General features: G+C 72.1%; 13 protein-coding genes. 1 reads left to right on the top strand and 12 read right to left on the bottom strand.

Annotated features, from left to right (window positions below; translation table 11 throughout):
• Positions 1 to 7: 7 nt before the first annotated feature.
• The 6 genes from ACTWPW_RS23450 to ACTWPW_RS23475 form a co-directional block, all read right to left on the bottom strand.
• Positions 8 to 1,981, bottom strand: a complete 1,974-nt coding sequence (locus tag ACTWPW_RS23450) for a hypothetical protein (RefSeq protein WP_443169910.1) — start codon at positions 1,979 to 1,981, stop codon at positions 8 to 10.
• Positions 1,978 to 4,572, bottom strand: a complete 2,595-nt coding sequence (locus ACTWPW_RS23455; RefSeq protein WP_443169911.1) for an alpha-mannosidase — start codon at positions 4,570 to 4,572, stop codon at positions 1,978 to 1,980. The genes ACTWPW_RS23450 and ACTWPW_RS23455 overlap by 4 nt, the downstream gene beginning before the upstream one ends.
• Positions 4,557 to 5,132 (bottom strand): D-sedoheptulose-7-phosphate isomerase, encoded by a 576-nt coding sequence (locus tag ACTWPW_RS23460; RefSeq protein ID WP_375109608.1) that lies wholly within the window; start codon positions 5,130 to 5,132, stop codon positions 4,557 to 4,559. Before ACTWPW_RS23460 ends, ACTWPW_RS23455 begins: the two co-directional genes overlap by 16 nt.
• Before the next feature lie 10 nt (positions 5,133 to 5,142).
• Positions 5,143 to 6,102 carry an ROK family protein gene (locus tag ACTWPW_RS23465; RefSeq protein WP_375109607.1) on the bottom strand — a complete coding sequence of 320 codons (960 nt, stop codon included), beginning with the start codon at positions 6,100 to 6,102 and terminating at the stop codon, positions 5,143 to 5,145.
• 107 nt (positions 6,103 to 6,209) lie between these two features.
• Positions 6,210 to 7,253, bottom strand: coding sequence for a LacI family DNA-binding transcriptional regulator (locus ACTWPW_RS23470; protein WP_375109606.1), 1,044 nt, complete (start codon positions 7,251 to 7,253; stop codon positions 6,210 to 6,212).
• Positions 7,250 to 9,085, bottom strand: a complete 1,836-nt coding sequence (locus ACTWPW_RS23475; protein ID WP_375109605.1) for an MBL fold metallo-hydrolase — start codon at positions 9,083 to 9,085, stop codon at positions 7,250 to 7,252. The genes ACTWPW_RS23470 and ACTWPW_RS23475 overlap by 4 nt, the downstream gene beginning before the upstream one ends.
• A 44-nt stretch (positions 9,086 to 9,129) precedes the next feature.
• Here ACTWPW_RS23475 and ACTWPW_RS23480 point away from each other — a divergent pair, with 44 nt between their 5' ends.
• Positions 9,130 to 10,782 carry a beta-N-acetylhexosaminidase family protein gene (locus tag ACTWPW_RS23480; RefSeq protein ID WP_443169912.1) on the top strand — a complete coding sequence of 551 codons (1,653 nt, stop codon included), beginning with the start codon at positions 9,130 to 9,132 and terminating at the stop codon, positions 10,780 to 10,782.
• A gap of 61 nt (positions 10,783 to 10,843) precedes the next feature.
• Here the strand turns inward: ACTWPW_RS23480 and ACTWPW_RS23485 are convergent, their stop codons facing one another.
• From ACTWPW_RS23485 to ACTWPW_RS23510, 6 genes are read right to left on the bottom strand one after another with little or no spacing between them, the layout of a single operon-like run.
• A complete protein-coding gene (locus ACTWPW_RS23485; RefSeq protein WP_443169913.1) occupies positions 10,844 to 12,358 on the bottom strand; it encodes an FAD-dependent oxidoreductase in 1,515 nt (504 codons plus the stop codon).
• Positions 12,355 to 14,064, bottom strand: a complete 1,710-nt coding sequence (locus ACTWPW_RS23490) for a hypothetical protein (protein WP_443169914.1) — start codon at positions 14,062 to 14,064, stop codon at positions 12,355 to 12,357. The genes ACTWPW_RS23485 and ACTWPW_RS23490 overlap by 4 nt, the downstream gene beginning before the upstream one ends.
• Positions 14,065 to 14,067: 3 nt before the next feature.
• The gene (locus ACTWPW_RS23495; RefSeq protein WP_443169915.1) at positions 14,068 to 15,417 is read right to left on the bottom strand and encodes a GH1 family beta-glucosidase; all 1,350 of its coding nucleotides are present in this window, start codon (positions 15,415 to 15,417) and stop codon (positions 14,068 to 14,070) included.
• Positions 15,414 to 16,241 carry a carbohydrate ABC transporter permease gene (locus tag ACTWPW_RS23500; RefSeq protein ID WP_375109600.1) on the bottom strand — a complete coding sequence of 276 codons (828 nt, stop codon included), beginning with the start codon at positions 16,239 to 16,241 and terminating at the stop codon, positions 15,414 to 15,416. The genes ACTWPW_RS23495 and ACTWPW_RS23500 overlap by 4 nt, the downstream gene beginning before the upstream one ends.
• On the bottom strand, positions 16,238 to 17,131 hold the full coding sequence (locus ACTWPW_RS23505) for a carbohydrate ABC transporter permease (RefSeq protein WP_375109599.1): 894 nt from the start codon (positions 17,129 to 17,131) through the stop codon (positions 16,238 to 16,240). Before ACTWPW_RS23505 ends, ACTWPW_RS23500 begins: the two co-directional genes overlap by 4 nt.
• Before the next feature lie 40 nt (positions 17,132 to 17,171).
• Positions 17,172 to 18,566, bottom strand: coding sequence for an ABC transporter substrate-binding protein (locus tag ACTWPW_RS23510; RefSeq protein WP_375109598.1), 1,395 nt, complete (start codon positions 18,564 to 18,566; stop codon positions 17,172 to 17,174).
• Positions 18,567 to 18,794 lie beyond the last annotated feature (228 nt).

Genomic DNA, 18,794 nt, shown 5'->3' on the forward strand with positions numbered 1-18,794 from the left:
GCCCGTGCTACCTCGCCTGCGCGGGCCGGGACGCGAGGACCTGTTCGCAGGCCAGCAGCAGCACGCCCGCGCTCCAGGCGTGCGACAGCGTCAGGTACATGCCCTTCGGCTGGAAGCAGTCCGTCTGGTAGTAGCGCTCGGTGATCATGCCGCGGTAGGCGTTGAGGTCGCCGTCGGCCGCCGGGAGGAGCTGGCGGAAGCAGTCGAGCGTCTCGTGCGCCCGTTCCGCGTAGTACGGGTCCCCGAGCGCCTCCGACAGCTCCACCAGCTCGGCGGTGCACACCAGCCCGTACGCGTGCAGGTGCTGGTTGGACGGCGACGCCTGGTCCGCGCCCCGGGTGGCGAAGCCGTACACGCCCAGGGGGGTGCGGGGGCCGAAGCGCACGTTGTAGGTGTAGCGGAAGGTGAGCATCCAGTCGGCGGCGCGGCGGGCCAGGTCCAGCCAGCGGGCGGCGCCCGTCCGCCGGTGGAGCGCCATGTACGCCAGCACGGCCGCGTACCCGTCCTCCGAGGTCGGAGCCAGGTCCACGTCCTCGGGCGCGCCGTAGACGAACTCGTCCTCGACGAACGAGGCGTAGTAGTCGCCGGCGCGCTCGGCGGCCCGCAGGTGGGCGGGGTGCCCCGACTCGGCCAGGGCGGCCACCCAGGTCAATCCGGACGCGCCCGACCAGGACAGCACCTCGCCGGTGGCGGCGTGGTGGAGGGTGCCGAGGTTGCCGTCGGGGCGCTGGCGGGCGGCCATCGCGTCCAGGTTGGAGCGGGCCGCCGCCGCCCAGGCCGGGTTCGGCCGGTGGCGCAGCGCGCGCAGCAGGAACAGGGTCGCCTCCCCCAGCGTGCGCGCGTGCAGGGCGTCCTTGACGTGGCTCCAGCTCTGCGACCAGCCCGATCGCCGGTACCAGACGCCCCAGAACGTGCCGGACGGCGACAGGTTGGCGCAGATGAAGTCGATGACCCGTTCGGCGGCGGCGACGTGGTCAGGACGTCCCCTCCGCAGCCCGTGCTCCAGGAGCGCCGCCGCCCACGGGATCCCGCTCACCCAGCCGACGTGCATGGCCTGCCGGTCCACCCGCTCGCCGTTGGTGCCGCTCACCTCCCGGTCGAACCCGACCGTCTCCAGCAGCACGCCGGGGTCGGGGTCGTAGTGCCACCGGTACAGGCCCTCGGCGGCGATGTCGGCGGCCGAGGCCACGTCCTCCCACGGCTCGACGGGGGCGGCGGGCAGGCGCAGGTCGCGGTCCTCGCGCAGCACCGGCGCGTACGCGTGCCGGTCGGCCGGCAGCGGGCACGTCGCCAGCGTCAGGACGTGCGACTCCCCGGGCCGCCACACGTGCGCCGCCGCCTCGGCGGGCAGGGGCAGCGCCGAGCCGTAGTAGGTGACCGGATATTCCTGGTACGGGAACAGCAGCTCGATCGTCGCCCGCCCCGCCTCGTGCCCGATGGCCAGGCCGGTCGGGCCGAGCGCCGACTCCTCGTCCGCGATCAGGGCGGTCCCGGAGGCGTCGCCCCACACCATGACGGCGGGGGTGGCGGCCCGGTCGGCGCGGAAGCCCCACCGGGCCGAGACCATCTCCTCGGGCCGGTCGGCGCCCGTCTCGAAGCGGGGGAACACGCGCTGGCACGCCGCCGGCCGGTTCTCGCCGTAGAACAGGCCGGGGATCAGCCACCACGGGTCGGCGACGGCGGCCACCGACCTGCTGACGCGCACGGTCCCGGAGGCCGGCTCCGTGCCGTCGTACCGCAGGTGCAGGCGCAGCTCGCGGCGGCCCGTCGGGAGGCGCTCGCCCCACTGCCACCCGACGGTGTACGGCCCGCCGCCCGGCACCTCGACGAGCACCTCGCCCCCGTCGGGGTCGGCGACCGCCACCACGGGCGACGTGCCGGCCCCGGCGGCGGAGGGCGGCTCGGAGGGCGGCTCGGAGGGCGGCGAGAGGACGATCGGGGAGGAAACGAGCGGCGACGGCTCGGCGGCGTCCGCGATCACCAGGGCTCCACCGTGAACGCGCCCTTGCGCACCCCCAGCTCCACCAGGTCCGTCTCCACGGCCGAGAGCGGATCGTCGAGCGGGATCCGGAACGTACGGATCTGGCTCGGCCCGAAGTCGGCCGTCAGCCGGATCCCGGCCACCGGGATGCTCAGGGTCGCGACCGCGGCCCGGCCCGTGCTCTCGACGGCCCGCACCACCAGGTCGCGCGGCGCGTCCTCGTGCAGCTTCACCGCCGTCACCATGACCTGCCCGCCCCCGTCGTCCAGGTAGCCGCGGGCGCTGGGCAGGGGGCCGTCGTGGAAGCTCTCCAGCATCGCCCGCACCGGTGAGCCGAGCAGCGCGGCCCGCCGGGTCAGCCCGGCCGCGCGCCAGTCGCCGTCGTGCGGCACCAGCAGGTACGAGAACCGCTGCGTCCCCTGGTCCTGGTAGGAGTAGTAGCCGTCCGGGTCGAGCAGCCGCGGGTCGTGCCAGGAGTAGACCGGGCTGCGCACGGCGGTGATGCCGATGCTGTGGCTGCGCCCGGGCCCCGGTGGGGAGACGTCGTAGCCGTGCTTGGCGTTGTTCACCACGGCCAGCCCGGCTCGCCTGCCGGCCACGGCGCCCGACAGGTCCACCCACGACTGGGCGGGCTCCTCGGCCCCGTCGATGGGCCTGTTCAGGTGGGCGAACGGGATCTCGTACGTGGCCACGGGGCTCTCCAGCGCGACCGGGAAGCGCAGCTTCATCAGGTGCGCCTGCTCCCGCCAGTCGAGCGTGACCCGCACCTCGACGGCGTCGTCGTCCCCGGCGCCCAGGATGAACTCCTCGGCCATCGTGGAGCGCCCCCACTCGCGCTCGACCCGGATGCGGGCGCGCAGCGGGCCGTGCTCGCGCAGCACGATGTCGGTGGTGACCATCGCCTCGCCCGGCCAGTCGTAGGAGATGACGCGGTGGCCCCAGGTGTCGGTCGGGTCCTCGCAGATCTGCGTGTGCTCGCCGGTCGCCCCGGCCACCAGGTCGACGCCGGTGCGCTTGTCGACCAGGCTGGACAGCCAGCCGGTGACGGGGTCGAGCTCCAGGCGCAGCACGTCGTTCTCGAGGTGGTGCTCGGAGGCCAGGAGCGTGCCGGCCGGGACCTCGCCCCGCCCCTGGCGCAGGCGGTAGAGGCGGTAACCCAGCGCGGGCAGCTCGGCCCGGAACACGGTGGCGCCGCGCCCATTGTCGTCGGTGGTGGCGACCGACTGGGTGCGCTGGCAGGGCACGTCGGCGCCGTCGGCGTCCACGACGTGCACGCCGTTGGGGGCCAGGCCGTACTGCATCTCGACCCGGGTCGTGACCGGCCACGGGTGCGGGTTGAAGACGACGACCGGCTGCGTGCCGGCCTCCTCGGGCACGGCGACGTCGCGGGCGATCACGTTGTGCGCCCTGGTGATGATCCGCTTGGAGATCGCGACGGCCTCGCCGAGCTGGTCGCGGGCGTCGTCGTAGGCGGGCTCGATGGCCGAGCCGGGCAGCACGTCGTGGAACTGGTTGAACAGCACCTGCTTCCAGGCCCGCTCCAGGTCGGCGCGGGCGTCGTGGCCGGCGATCGCCGCCCACCGCTCGGCCGACAGCACCGCCGCCTGCGCCCTGCGCTGCCACGCCTTGATGCCGGAGTGCGAGGAGTAGCAGCCGGCCGCGTGGTGCTGCAGGTCGTCGCGCCACACCGGCAGCTCGGCCAGGCCCTGCTCGCCCAGGCGCTTGGCCATCTCGTCGAAGTAGCGGCGCGGCGAGGACATCGTCAGCTCGCCGAACGTGCCCATCCGGTCGTAGCGGTGGATGGACTCGATGTTCGCCTTGGTGGGGCCGCCGCCGTGGTTGCCCACGCCGTAGAAGATCATCAGGTCGCCGAGCGAGCGGTCGAGCTGGCCCAGCGCCTTCTCGGTCTGGCCGGCGACCTCGCCGGGCGGGCTGCAGTACTCGAACGGGATCCGGTAGGCCAGCACCCGGCTCCCGTCGGGCGCCTCCCACCAGAACATCGTGCCGGGCAGCTCGCTCTCGTGCGGTCCCGGGCGCAGGAAGCAGTAGGAGTCCATGCCCTGGCCGCGCAGGATCGCGGGCAGCATGGCATTGTGGCCGAACGGGTCGACGTTCATGCCGACCGACGCCGTGACCCCGAACTTCTCCTTCAGGTAGCGCTGGCCGTAGAGCCCCTGGCGGACGAACGACTCCCCCGACGGCATGTTGCAGTCGGGCTCCACCCACCAGCCGCCGGTCATCACCCACCGGCCCTCGGCGACCTTCTCCCGGATCCGGTCGAACAGCTCGGGGTCCGACTCCTCCACCCACGACAGCAGCACGACCTGGTCGCAGGTGAAGACGAAGTCCGGGTATTCGTCCATGCGGTGGATCGCCGACCAGAACGTGGCCCGCGCCTCCTGGTAGCCCTCCTGCCACGGCCACAGCCACACCGGGTCGAGGTGCGCGTTGCCGATCATGTGCAGGGTGCGGTCGGGGGTGGCCGCGGGACGGGGGGCCCGCGGGAGGCCGCGCGGCTGGCTGCCGGAGGGGGCGTTCGACATGGGGGCCCGCGACATGGGGTCGGGGCGCCTGGTCACGCGGCCGCCCATGCGTCGACCTTGTCGCTGATCATGTGCAGCATCAGTGTGTGGATCTCCTGGATGCGCGGGGTCTCGGAGCTGGGGGCGAGGAGGAGGTGGTCGGCGTGCTGGGCGGCCTTCCCGCCGTCACCGCCACCGAACAGTACCGTCACCGCGCCGTTGACCTGCGCGGTTTCGAGGGCGTTGACCACATTAGGCGAGTTTCCGCTGGTGGTGAAAGCGGCCACCACGTCGCCCGGCCGGGCCAGCGCCTGGACCTGCCGGGCGAAGACGTCCTCGTAGGCGTAGTCGTTGGCGATGCAGGTCATGACGGTGGCGTCGGTCGTGAGCGTCACCGTGGGCAGCGGCCGGCGGTCGCGCTTGTAGTGGCCGATCAGCTCGCCGGTGAGGTGCTGGGCGTCCGCGGCGCTGCCGCCGTTGCCCATCGTGTACACGGTCCCGCCGCGGGTGAAGGTCTCGATGAGCAGGTCCGCGGCGGCCTCGACGGCGGGCAGCAGGGCCGCCATGCCGTGTGCGGCGGCGAGGTGCCCTGCTACGTGCTCGGCGAGCACCGGGGGAAGTTCAGGCATACGTCTTTCCTCAGAGTCCGGACAGGAGGTCATGGGCGACGGCGCCGGCGCCCACCACGCAGACGCCCGCGCCGAGCCGCGCGAGTTCGATGCGCGCGGCACGGGCCGCAGGCGGCATGGCGTCCCGGGCGACGGCGGCGGCCACGGGGTCGAGGAGCCGGGCGCCGGAACGGGTGACGCCGCCGCCGAGGACGACGAGCTCGGGCTCGAACGCGTTCACCAGGTCGGTGATCGCGCTGCCGAGCGCCCATGTGGTCTCGTCCCATATCGCGCTCGCCAGGGGGTCGCCCGCCTCGGCGGCGCGGGAGACGTCCTCGGCCGTCGGGCGCTCGACGGCGGACAGCGACGAGGGCCGGCCGGTGGCCAGGGCCTCCCGGGCGCGCTCGGCGATGGCGGTGCCGGAGGCGTACGCCTCCAGGCAGCCCAGCCGGCCGCACGAGCACTTCCGGCCGCCCGGCCGCACCATGACGTGCCCCAGCTCGCCGCCGTTGCCGGCCGCGCCCCGGTGCAGGCGCCCGCCGATGACGGAGCCGCCGCCCACACCCGTGGAGATCGTGAGATAGAGCATCGTGCTGGTGCCGCGCCCCGCGCCGTAGCGGAACTCGCCCAGCGCGGCGGCCGTGGCATCGTTCTCAAGGGCGGACGGGACGCCGAACGCCTCCGCGGCCATCGCCCCGATCGGGACGTCGATCCACCCCGGCAGGTGCGGCGGGCACTCCAGCACCCCGGCCGCGGCGTCGAGCGGGCCGCCGCAGGAGATGCCGACGGCCGCCACCTCGGGCAGGCCGGCCTCCGCGACCGCCTTCCTGCCCAGGTCGAACAGCCTGGCCAGGACGGGTCGCGGTCCCTCCTCCCTGCGGGTGGGGGTGACCTGCCAGCCGTGGATCAGGCCATCGCCTGTCACCACGCCCGCGGCGAGCTTGGTGCCGCCGATGTCCAGGGACAGAACGGGGGGAAGATCGTGCTGCATTGGGCCTCCGACGAGAACGACTGCCGCAAGGTGGCTGTGACATCGTTCCCACACGGGATCCTAGGGCGACCTTTCCCCGTGGGTCAACGCGGGAGATGACGGAAATGTCAGATAACGGGGGGCGGTGCGGTGGATTCCCGCTGGATGAGGCGCACGTTGAGCACGGTCGTGACGGAGTCGGCCTCCGGCATCTGGATCCGCTCGTCGAGCCTGCGCACGGCGGTCGCGCCCAGGTTGAAGGTGTCCTGGGAGACCGCGCTGACCGTGGGCGAGACCATGCTCATCCAGGGCGCGTCGTCGAACGCGATGAGGCTGATGTCGCCGGGCACGCTCAGCCCCAGCCCGCTGATCGCCCGCCAGACGCCCTCGGCGAGCACGTTGTTGGCGGCGAAGACCGCCGTGGGACGGTCGGGGCCGCGCAGCATGTCGAGGGCCCGGCGCCGGGAGTCGGTGACGTCCCAGCCGGAGGAGACGACCAGGGCGGGGTCGACCTTGATGTCACCGGCCGCCAGCGCCTCCAGGTAGCCCTGGTAACGCTCGTAGCCGGTGGTCCAGTCGGTCTCGTCGATGAACAGGGCGATCCGGCGGTGACCCAGACCGACGAGGTGTGCGGTGGCGGTGCGGGCGCCGACGCGGTTGCCGACCACGACGCCGTCGGTCGAGCCGGCCGCGAACTGGCGGTCCACCTCGACCACCGGGATGCCGTGGGAGGAGAGGTAGGTGGACACGGTCGAGGAGTTGGGCGTCACGATCACGCCGGCCACCCGGAGCGCGACCAGGGCCTCGGCGGCCTCGCTCTCCGCCTCGGCCGACAGGCTCGTGTCGGCCAGCACCATCGTGTAGCCGCGCTCGCGGGCCTCCCTGCTGGCCCCGGCGGCCAGCTCCGCGTAGAAGGGGTTGCGCAGGTCGCTCACCAGGACCCCCAGCGACCTGCTGACCTGCTGCTTGAGGGTGCGGGCCATGACGTCGGGCACGTAGCCCAGCTCGGCGGCGGCGCGCAGGACGCGCTCGCGCACGTCGCTGGCCGCGTATCCGCGCCCCGTCAGCGCCCGCGAGACCGTGGAGCGCGAGACGCCGGCGGCCTCCGCGACGTCCTTGATCGTGGGACGGCGGGAACGGCCGAGGGGGGTGCCGCGCCGTTCTATGGTCATGGATTCCCTTCCGCGACCACATCGACCAGCGCCTCGGCGTGCTGCCCGAGGCGTAGGTCGCCGATGGTCAGGTCGACTGCGAGGCGAACTCGGCGTCGCGGCACGACGTCGGCGCCGAGACGGAGATGCACCTGCTCCATACCCCCTCCGGGCAGCCTAAGCGTCAGGGATCCCTGTTCGCGCCGCCAGCCGGGCGGAACCACCGGCTCGATGGTCGCCACGGCCTTGTCCGGCCACGGGTTGCGCACGGTGGCCGTCAGCACGACCTCGCCGCCCGCGGGGACGCTCGTATAGTACGGGGTCAACCGGCACAGCACCCCGTCGGCACCGAGGTCGAGCCGGTCCAGCGGGAGCAGGTCGTGGTGCAGGGCCACCAGCTCCTCACCCCGCTCGGTCATCATGTGCAGGTAGTCGTCGTCCACCCAGCGGGGCCGCCAGTGGCCGCTGACCATGAGGTCGGGGCGCAGGCGGCGGTAGAGCGCGGCGCTCTTCCGGTAGTCCTCGATCTGGAACCTATTCTTGTACTGAAAATTCAGGATCTCCTGGCGCTCGTCGGGGATGCCCATCCCGTCCTGCTGGTCGCCGGTGACGAGCACCCGGTGCCCGTCCACCTCGAACTCGTACGCCGCCGCGAACAGCGTGTGCCCCGGCAGGTCGTGCACCGTGATGTCGTACTCGCGCCAGCGCACCGTCTCCCCCAGCCCGAGCACCCGGTCGGCGGGGATGGGGTCGAACCACTGGCACGGCAGGTCGTGGTGGAGCGGCGCGGCCAGGATGGGCGCGATGTGGGACGGGGCCCAGATCGCCGTGCCCTCGACGTCGCGCAGCAGCGGCATGCCCGCGACGTGGTCGTCGTGGTAGTGGGTGGGCATCGCGACCTCGACGCTCGTGACGCCGTAGTGCTCGCGCAGCGCGGGCATCGAGGCCAGCCAGGGACGGCGGGCCTCGCGGGCGGTGCTCTTCACCAGACCGGTGGACATGTCGTAGCCGAAGTCGAACACCATGGCCGCGCCCGACTCCGACAGCAGGACGTAGCTGTAGGACTGGCTGCTGCGGTTCATCAGCAGGTGGGGGGTCACCTGGACGAACGGGTTGGCCAGCAGGCCGCGCACGTCCCAGGCGTGGGGGCGGCGGAAGTCCACGTAGCGCTGCATGGCCGTGGACAGGCGGGCGAGCGCGTCCTTCGGGTCGGTCATCGGCTCGCCGTGGGAGGGCAGCAGCACGTCGAGCTCCTCCTTCTGGAGCAGCTCGGAGCTGATGACCACCATGGCGGGGCCCTCGTTCTCGGTGTAGGACCACTGGGTGGCGGCCAGGGACCACACCTTGCCGGGGGCGTAGATCAGGTCACCGGTGAACGCGGCCCGGCCCACCACGTACGTGACGGAGCCGGTGGTGTGCCCGGGGGTGGGCAGCACCCGGACATCGACCCCGCCATAACGGGCCGTCCGATATTCGGGGACCACATCGGTGACCGGAACGGGCTCCAGCAGCGAGAACCGGTCGTCGCGCAGGTCGTAGTCGTTGAGGATCTGGCGCCCCGACCACATCTCGCCGACCTTCTCGAACAGGTCGCGCTCGACCGGCGGCACGTGGATCGCGACCCCCGCAGCGGCCGCCCGGTGCAGCCCCTGCGCCTGGTCACGGTGGTGATGGGTCATCAGGACGTCGGTGAGGCGGTCGAGCCCGAGCTCCTCGAGGAGGTCGAGCACGCGTCCCGAACCGAAGTCCACGGCGATCCCGGTGCGCTCCTCGCCGGGGGCGACAGGAGCCTTGATGACGTACACGTTGCAGGTGTCCTCGATCCGGAGCACCCCGGGCAGAACTTCGGTCACATCGCTTCCCACGAGGCGCAATCCTATCCGGTATCGTTCCCACAATGGATGCCTTGGAGTGGATTGTTCCCTGTCCGAAAAAGGCCACTTTCGGTGTTTCGCATCTTGAGCTGAGCGGCTGCCGGATCCACGGCGACGCCGCCGCCGACCGCGCCGTCACCGCCCTGAGCGCCTCGTTCGCGGGGACGGACGACGCCCCGGTCCTCTCGGAGGTGCGCGTGGAGGTGCGCGTCGACGCCGGGGCGGAGCTGCCGGCCGAAGGGTACACGCTGACCGCCGGCGACGGCTCCGTGCTGATCGTGGGCGCGGATCCCGCCGGCGCCTTCTACGGCGCGCAGACCCTCCTCGCGCTGGCCGCGGCGCCGTGTCCCGAGCACCGGTCGTGCGTGCCGGAGGCCGAGGTGCGCGACTGGCCCGACCTGCCGCTCCGGGGCACCATCGAGGGCTTCTACGGCACCCCGTGGACCCACGCCGACCGTCTCGGTCACCTGCGCTTCTCCGGCAGGCACAAGCTCAACGCCTACGTCTACGCACCCAAGGACGACCCGTACCACCGGGAGCGGTGGCGGGAGCCGTACCCGGAGGAGGAGCTGGCGAGGCTGGCCGAGCTGGTCGCGGAGGCGGCGGCGCAGCACGTCAGGTTCGTGTTCGCGCTCAGCCCGGGGTTGTCCATGGTCTACAGCGACCCGGCCGAGCGCAAGGCGCTGCGGGCCAAGGCCGAGCAGGTGTGGGAGGTGGGCGTCAGGGAGTTCGCGCTGCTCTTCGACGACATCCCGCCCGAGCTGGGCCACGCGCCCGACCGGGAGGCGTACGGCACGGCGGAGGGCGCGAGCGCGAGTGCCCACGCGGCGGTCTGCCGCGACTTCGCCGCCGGGTTCCTCGTCCCCCGGGGCGCGGACCGGCCGCTGACCATGGTGCCCACGGACTACGCGGGGACCGGGCGCACGGCGTACCGCGACCGGCTGGCGGCGGAGCTGCCGGCGGACGTGCTGGTCTGGTGGACCGGGTCCGACGTGGTGGTGGGCGAGATCTCCGCCTACGACATGACGGCCGCCGCGGCCTCCTACGGGCACCGGGTGGCGCTGTGGGACAACTTCCCGGTCAACGACTTCGACTTCTCCCGGGTCTTCCTCGGGCCGCTGGTCGGGCGGGCCACGGAGCTGGGTGACGTGCCGCTGGAGGGCATCACGGCCAACCCGATGGTCGAGGCGGCGGCCTCGCGCATCGCGCTGACGACGGTGGCCGACTACGCCTGGCACCTGGCGGCCTACGACCCGGCCAGGTCCCACGCGCGGGCCGTCCGGCTGCTGCCGGGGGCTGCTGAGCTGCTGCCGCTGGTGGAGGCGTGCTCGGCCTGGCCGCCCGGGGCCGACCAGAGCCCGAGGGTCACTGCCCTGTGCGCCGCGGCCCTGGAGGGCCGGTCGCGTGCGGAGTTGCGGGCCGAGCTGACCCGGCTGGCCGGGCTGCCCGCCGACGTGGAGGGGCCGATCGCCAGGGAGCTGGACCGCTGGGTGTCGGCCGCCAAAGACATGGGGGCGGCGGGGCTGGCGGCCCTCGACCTGCTGTCGGGCTCGGGGACGCCCGCCGCGGCGGCGGAGGCGCTGGCCCGCGCCGAGGCGCACGAGGCGAACGTCCTGCGCAAGGTCGTCCCGCCGTTCGTCCGGCAGGTGCTCGACCAGGCGGGCGAGGCCGCCTGAGATTCCGAGGGCCCGTCCCGGCTCACCGGGGCGGGCCGTCCCGCGGGGCCGCCCTTCGAGGTCAGAGCGACAGGACCTGCCCGGCCGCGGCCAGCTCCTCCTGCAGCGCGGCCACGTCCACGTCCTGCACCGCCTTCCCGCTGCCGGCCGCCTGCGCGGCGGCGAGCCCGGCCGCGTGCCCGAGCATCTGGTACTGCACCTCCATCCGGATGGAGGAGAAGGCCACGTGCGAGGCCGACACGCACACCGGCACGACCAGGTTCGCGCACTCCTCCCGCCGGGGCACGATCGCGCCGTACGGGATCTGGTAGGGATCGACCCCCACCGACAGGTACCCCTCGGTCACCACCATGGGCACCGGGTCCGGGTGCTCGTACACCCACCGCCAGGTCCGCTGCACCTCCCGGACGTCGAGATGGTACGAGCCCATCGCGATCACGTCCTCCTGCGGCCGCCCCTGGACGAGGTCGTGCTCGGTCAGGTGCTTGCTCCCCAGCATCCGCCGCGCCTCCCGCACGTAGAGCTGGTGCGGCAGGTGGCCGGTGTCGGCGAACTCGTCGGCCGGCAGCCCCCACCGCCCCAGCTCGGCCCGCACGGCGGCGGGCACCTCGGGGTCGTGGGCGAGGAAGTACAGCAGGTCCTGGGCGTGGTGGAGGTGGTGCAGGCGGATCCGCTCGCGCTCGGCGGGGCCCGCGTCGGGATAGGCCCAGGCCGACCGGTCGAGCACGCTGAGGGAGAACGGCCCGAGCGAGTTGCCGTCGCACTTGCCGCCCGGCAGGTTCGGCTCCAGGCCCACCAGGCGCCCGGCCCGGGGCTCGATCCCCCGCTCGCGCCAGTGGCGGAACAGCCGCCGCCCGAGCTCCCAGTGCTCCTCGTCGTAGCCGGGCCGCCGCTCGAACGGGATCCGGTCGGCGGCGGTGCTCATGCAGACGCGGTAGCCGTACGACATGACGCCGCCGTCCCCCTCGCCCACCTCGGCCATCGGCCCGTCGGCGACCTGCGGCAGCAGCGTGCCGTCGGCCCGGAACGGGGAGATCCACGACGGGAAGTTGTGCATCCCGGGCACCACCTCGCGCCGCCCGGCGAACCTCTCCCCGTGCAGGGACCGGTCCTCCCTGCCGACGCGGTAGCCCACCCCGGCGGCGGCCAGCAGGTCGCCCTCGTAGCTCGCGTCCACGAAGGCCCCGGCCGCGAAGTCCCCCCGGTGCGTGACGGCGGAGAAGACGCGGTCGCCGGAGGTGACGACCGTGCGCAGCGGGGCGTCGAACACCACCTCCACGCCGGCGGCGTCCAGCCAGGACAGGAAGATGGCCTCGGCGACGTGCGGCTCGGGCCCGGCGTAGTGGCCGGGCGCGACCCCGTAGGCGTCGGCGACGGCCCGGCGGAACTCGGCGGCCATGCCGCCCAGCACGCGGGCGTCCCCGATGTCGGTGTAGCCGAGCCCGCCCGAGGTCATGCCGCCGACGTGCCGGCCGGGTTCGAGCAGCACGGTGTCCAGGCCGCGCCGGGCGGCGGCCACGGCGGCGCACACGCCCGCCGAGGTCGCGCCGTACACGACCACCTCCGCCTGCCTCACCGGCGCCACCATTCGGCCACCTGGCGCAGGTCGTCGCCGCTGATCGGCTCGCCGGAGTTGTCGATGGACTCCACGTAGTACAGGGCGGGGACGCCCAGGGAGGGCTGCTCCCGCGCGTACGCGAGCCAGTCGGCCCGGCTGGGCATGGGCCACTGGTCGGTGTCGATCAGGTGGCCCGGCATGGCGTGGGCGGCCACCGCGTGCCGGTAGCGGAGCTGGTCGACGGCGGGCACGGCGTCCCCGCGGGCGTCGAACTCCAGCACGTCGTTGAGCCTGATCATGTCGCTGACGTCGGCGAAGGCCGGGTGCGGCGTGTGGGTGACCATGAGGGCGTCGGGTTTGACGCGCTTGGCGGCCTCGTACATGGTGGCGAGCAGCTCGTGCAGGAGGGCGAGCCCCCAGGTGGAGCCGTACGCCTTCAGGTGCGACCCGCTGGGGAACCACTGCGTGAAGTCGATCTTGAAGCCGTCGGCCCCGAGCTCGCCCAGCAGCCGTTCCATGATGGCCCGGACCCGGAGCCGGTAGGCCGGGTTCGACGGGTCGGCGGCCACCGCGCGCCCGCCCGCGTCGGTCACGCACTCCTCCGCCGGCAGCCCGTCGGGCGACCACGCCCGCCACCACAGCAGCACGCGCTGGCCGCGCTCGTGCCGGGCGGCGATCCACTCGCGCAGCGCCGGCCACTTGGCCTCGTCGGTCTCCAGGTTCCCGTACGTGAGCTGCCACCGGTCGTCGATCACGACGGTGCCGGGCACGATGCCGTGCTCCTCCAGCCGGGCCAGCCACCCGTCGTACAGGTCCTGCCGGGACAGCTCCACCGGCGAGACGCCGTCGGCCCTGGCGCACTGAGCGCCCCAGCCGCAGAAGATCGGCTCGCTCCACCAGGCGTGCCGCTCGCCGGTCGGGCCCTCGGGGGCCAGGCCGTGCCCGACGAGGTCGGCGCGGTGGTGGGAGATCGCCTCCCAGGGCGATGACGCGGCGCGGAACACGACGGCCGGCGAGGTCCACGCGCCGCGTACCTCGGTGTGACCCTCGTAGTCGAGGCGCAGCAGCGCCCCGCCGTCCAGCGGCTCGTACGAGAGCTCGGTGAAGGTCAGGTCGGTGATCCCGGCGCGCACCGAGGCGCCCAGCCACTGCCCGTCCGGCACCGCGGTCGCGCCGGTCGGCTCGTCCTTGCAGAAGGCCAGCACCAGCGGCGGCGGGGAGAAGACGGCGTGCAGCCGGCCGGGCGAGGCGTCGCCGATGACGGTGAGCGCGACCGGCGCGGACACCGGCCGCACCACGCTCACGGGATGGGCGGGCGTGGGGCTGAAGACGCCGCGCGCGTGCACCCCCGACCGGAACGTGCCCGCCGCGCGGGTGTTGAGCACGGCCCGGCCGCCGAGCAGCGTCACGTCGCTCAGCACCCCGTCGCCCTCGACCCGCACCTCCAGCGCGATCGTCTCGGGGGTGCAGGTCAGCCGGACGGTCTTGGTCTCCCACTCGGTGGTGCGCTGGGGGAAGTCGAAGACGGCCACCCCCTCGCGCTCGGCGAGCACGGGCGGCAGGGTCTCGTACGTCTCGTCGCGCCCGCCCCGGGTGTTGACCGAGGCGAGCAGGCTGAGCGTCATCCAGCCCACGAGCTCGGCGCTGGGGTCGGTGCGCGAGACGGTCAGGTGGTAGTGACCGCTGTCCAGGTGGTAGGCCGTGTCAGTGGTGGTGATCCGCATGGGTTAGCCGAACGCCTCGATCCTCGGCAGGGCGGGGGCGGTGCCGCCCCCGGCGATGAGCCGGGCGTAGTAACGCCCGGAGTCCTTGACGGTCCGGGCGCCGCTGGCGTAGTCGACGTGGACGAGCCCGAATCTGGGCCGATAGCCCAGTGCCCACTCGAAGTTGTCCATGAGCGACCAGTGCAGGTATCCGCGCACGTCGGCCCCGGCGTCGATGGCCGCGCCGACGGCTTCGACGTGGTCGCGCAGGTACGCGATGCGCCGGTTGTCGTGGATCTGGCCGTCGTGGGTGGGGCCGTCGCCGAAGACGCCGCCGTTCTCGGTGATCATCAGCGGCGTGCCGGGGAAGCGGCGGCTCAGCCCGATCAGCAGGTCGCGCAGCGCGCCCGGGTTGATCTCCCAGCCCTCGTCGGTCCTGGCCACGTCGCCGCTGGGCCCGACCACCTTCCAGGGGAACGGGGCCGGCGGCGCGGCGGCCATGACCCGGCGGGTGTAGTAGTTGATGCCCAGGAAGTCGCTGCGACCCCCGATGGCGGCCTCGTCGCCGTCGTGGACGAAGTCGAGGCCGTGGCCGAGTGCCCGCTCCCAGTGCTCGCGCATGTCCGCAGGGTAGCCACTGCCGCCCAGGAGCGGGTCGAGATACCACCGGTTGACGTAGCCGTCGGAGCCGATCGCCGCCGCCCGGTCCTCCTCGCTGTCGGTGGCCGGGTCGCAGGGGAAGAGGCTGAGCGCCGCTCCCGCCTTCGTGCCCGGGTGGGCGTGCAGCACGTCGGCCGCCGCGCCGTGACCGAGCAGCACGTGGTGGCCGGCCTTCACCGCCGTGCCGAGGTCGGCCACACCGGGGGCGTGCAGGCCGAGCTGGTAGCCGAGCAGCGCGATGATCCACGGCTCGTTCTGGGTGATCCACCAGGTCACGCGGTCGGCCAGCCGACCCGCGACCGCCTCCGCATACGTACGGAAAGCGTTTACGGAAGACCGCTCGGCCCAGGTCAGGCCCGCGGGCATGTCCCAGTGGTTGAGCGTGAGCACCGGCTCCACGCCGGCCTCCAGGAGCGCGTCCACGAAACGCTCGTAGTGGTCGAGCGCCTTCGGGTCGGGGCGGTCGCCGCCGGGCATGACCCGGGACCAGCCGGTCGAGAAGCGGTAGGCCCGCAGGCCCAGCTCCTTGATCAGCTCGATGTCCTCGCGCCAGCGCAGGTAGGAGTCGCAGGCCCGGGAGCCGTCGCCACCGCCCTCGATCGCGCCCGGCCGGCGGCAGAACTCGTCCCACACCGACTCGCCCCTGCCGTGGTGGCCCTCGATCTGGTACGCGGACGTGCCCGCGCCCCACAGGAACCCGTCGGGAAAGCTCATCCCTTGCTCCCCGTGGTGGCGATGCCCTTGACGAAGTGCTTCTGGCCGAGGAAGAACAGGATGATCATCGGGATCGTGGTGATCACGCTGGCCGTCATGACGATCTCCCAGTGCCAGTCGCCGCCGAACCCGAACTGGTCGAGCAGCGCCTTCAGCCCGCGCGGCACGGTGAAGTCGGTGGAGTCGCGCAGGTAGATCAGCGGCCGCATGAGGTCGGTCCAGGCCGCCTGGAACTCGAACAGCAGCGTCACCACGACCGCCGGCTTGCACAGCGGCAGGGCGATCCGGGTGAAGATCTTCCAGTTGTTCGCCCCGTCGATCTTCGCCGCCTCGAACGGCTCGCGCGGCAGGCCGAGGAAGAACTGCCGCAGCAGGAAGATGTAGAACGCGCTGCCGAACAGGTTCTGCGCCCACAGCGGCGTCAGGGTGCCGACCATGCCGAGGGAGTTCCAGATGAGGAACACCGGGATCATGGTGACCGCGCCCGGCAGCATCATGGTGGCCAGCAGCAGGCCGAACAACGGCCCCCGGCCGGGGAAGCGGAAGTAGGCGAAGCCCCACGCGACCATCGCGCTGGTGATCGTCACGGCCACCGCGGCCAGCACCGTCACCAGCAGCGTGTTGGCCATCCACAGCGCCAGCGGCGCTTCCTGCCACACCCTGATGTAGTTGTCGAGGGTGAAGGTCTCGGGGATGATCCGGTGGTCGAACACCTCGCTGCGCGGCTTGAAGGAGGCGCTGAGCAGCCAGACGAACGGATAGATGAACGCGACGGCGAACGCGGTCAGCGCGGTCCACGTCAGGATCCTCCTGGCGCGCCTCACGGGTTCCCCCCTTCGTAGTGGACGAACCGCCTGGTCACCAGGATCTGCACGGCGGTGATCGCCATGATCACGATGAACAGCAACCAGGCCAGCGCCGAGGCGTAGCCCATGTGCAGGAACTCGAAGGCCTGCTGGAACAGGTAGATCGCGTAGAACAGCGCGGCGTCGTTGCTGTAGGTGGTGTTGCCCGAGCCGAAGAAGGCGGTGTACGCCTCGGTGAACGACTGCAGGGCGTTGATGCTGTCCACGATGAACAGGAAGAACAGCGTGGGGCTGATCATCGGCACGGTGATCCGCAGGGTGCGCTTCCACCAGCCGGCGCCGTCCACGAGGGCGGAGTCGTACAGCTCCTGGGGGACGCCGCGCAGGGCGGCCAGGATGATGACCACCGAGGCCCCGACGGTCCACAGGCTCATCAGCACCAGGCCCGGCTTGACCCAGTCGGGGTCGGTGGTCCAGGCCGGGCCGTCGATGCCGAACACGCCGAGGAAGGCGTTGATCAGCCCGTTCTGTCCGTTGAACAGCATCAGCAGCAGGATGCCGACCGCGACCGGCGGCGTCATCTTGGGCAGGAAGAAGGCCGTGCGGAAGAAGCCGGTGGCCTTGGTGGCGCTGTTGAGCAGCAGCGCCAGCCCGAGGGAGACGACGAGCTGGGTCGGCACCGACATCACGGTGTACAGGAACGTGTTGCGCAGCGCCAGCCCGACCTTCGGGTCCTCGAAGAGGGTCACGTAGTTGTCGAAGCCGACGAACGACGGGTCGTTGATGACGTCGTAGTCGGTCAGCGACAGGTAGGCGCTGTTGACGACGGGCCACGCGGTGAAGATCAGGAAGCCGAGGATCCAGGGGCTGATGAACAGCAGGGCCGCCCGGGTCTCGATCCACCGCATGGACCGCCTGCGTGGTGCTCTGGTGCGGGAGGGGGACATCTCAGTTCGTACGCTTCGTCCAGCCGGCCCATGCCTCGTCCAGCGCCTTCTGGGCGTCCTGCTGGGCCTTGTCGAGCGCGGCCTGCGGCTCCTCCTGGCCGTTGAGCACCCGGTTCACCGCGTCCTGCCAGGCGGTCTTGAACTCCGAGTCGGCCGGGTTGGCCGGGAGGCTGAAGGTGTTCTTGTTGGCCTCGTAGAACGCCTTGACGCCGGAGTCCCAGGGCTCGCCGCCCGAGGTCAGCATCTTCTCGATCTCCGCGTCGGCCTGGACGTTGCCGGTGAGGATGCCGGTGAACGGCTTGCCCTCGGCCTTGCGCTTGTCCAGCCGGGCCTGGGCGGCGGCCTTCCAGGTGTCGACCAGGGTCATGGTCTTGGCGAAGCGGCAGGCGGCCCCGGCGTTCTTGGAGCCCTTGGGGATGGCCCACGACGAGCCGGAGGAGTAGGCCAGCGGCTGCCCCTGCGGCGTGCGGAAGGTGTCGAAGGCCAGGGGCGCCTTGGGCGAGACGTCGTTGAGCACGTTGACGTACCACTGCTCCATCGGCATCGCGCCGAGCTCGCCCTTGGCGAACTGGTTGCCCTTGCCGAAGAAGTCGGCCGAGTCGCGCGCGGCCTTGACCTTCGCGAAGCCGCCCTGGGCGTTGTAGATGCCGACCGCGAACTCCAGCGCCTTGACCACCTCGGGGGTGTTGAGCTGGGCGGTCTTGCCGTCGGCGGACAGCAGGTCGACGCCGTTGGCCTTGGCCCACAGCGGCAGGAACTCCGGCAGCTTGCTGTCGAAGCCGATCACCTTGAGCTTGCCGCCCGGCGTCTTGACCAGCTTCTTGGCGGCGGCGGTGGCCTTGTCCCAGTTGGAGCCGTTGACGTCCGCGATCGTCAGCCCGGCCTCCTTGAGCAGGTCGGCGTTGGCCATCGTGATCTGGACCTGGTTGAACTCGGGGACGGCCCAGACCTCGCCGCCGAACGTCACCTGGCCGAGGGCGTTCTTGTTGTACATCGAGGTGTCGATCTGCTCACCCTGGACGCACGCCGTCAGCGGCATGATCGCGCCGCGCGAGGCGAAGGTGCCGATCTGGTCACGGTTGGCGTAGATGATGTCCGGCGGGTCGCCGGCCGCCACCGATGACAGGAACTGCTGGATGTCGAGGTCGCCCTCGATCAGTTTCACGTCCGCGCCGCCGAGCGACTTCTTGGCCAGGTCGACGCGGGTCGTCCCGATCTCGTCGGTCGCACCGAAGCCCATGACCGAAATGGTGCCCGAGTACGAGGCACCGGGGTTGAACTGGCCGGCCGACGGGGAAGGCGCCGACGCGCCACCACCGGTGCCCTTGGCACACGAGGTGAGCGCCAGTGCCAGGGACACCGACAGGACGGACCAACGGACGAGCGGGGTTCTCATTGGGGGTTTCGCCTCCACACTGATCAAGCGGGGCATCAGGCATGCTGATGACGGCCACGTGGCGCCAAGCCAGTGTGGCAACGTTCACACATCTGAGAACGTACCCATACCGCTGAAATCCCGTCAACCACTCATTTCACTGCGTTTCTATCCCGTTAAGGACGACAGCGGTGTGGGATGCCCCACCGGACGCCCACAACCCCTTCCCAGACGGGGATCCCGCACACG

This window comes from Nonomuraea sp. KM90 (genome assembly GCF_052246675.1).
Classification (GTDB): Bacteria; Actinomycetota; Actinomycetes; order Streptosporangiales; family Streptosporangiaceae; genus Nonomuraea.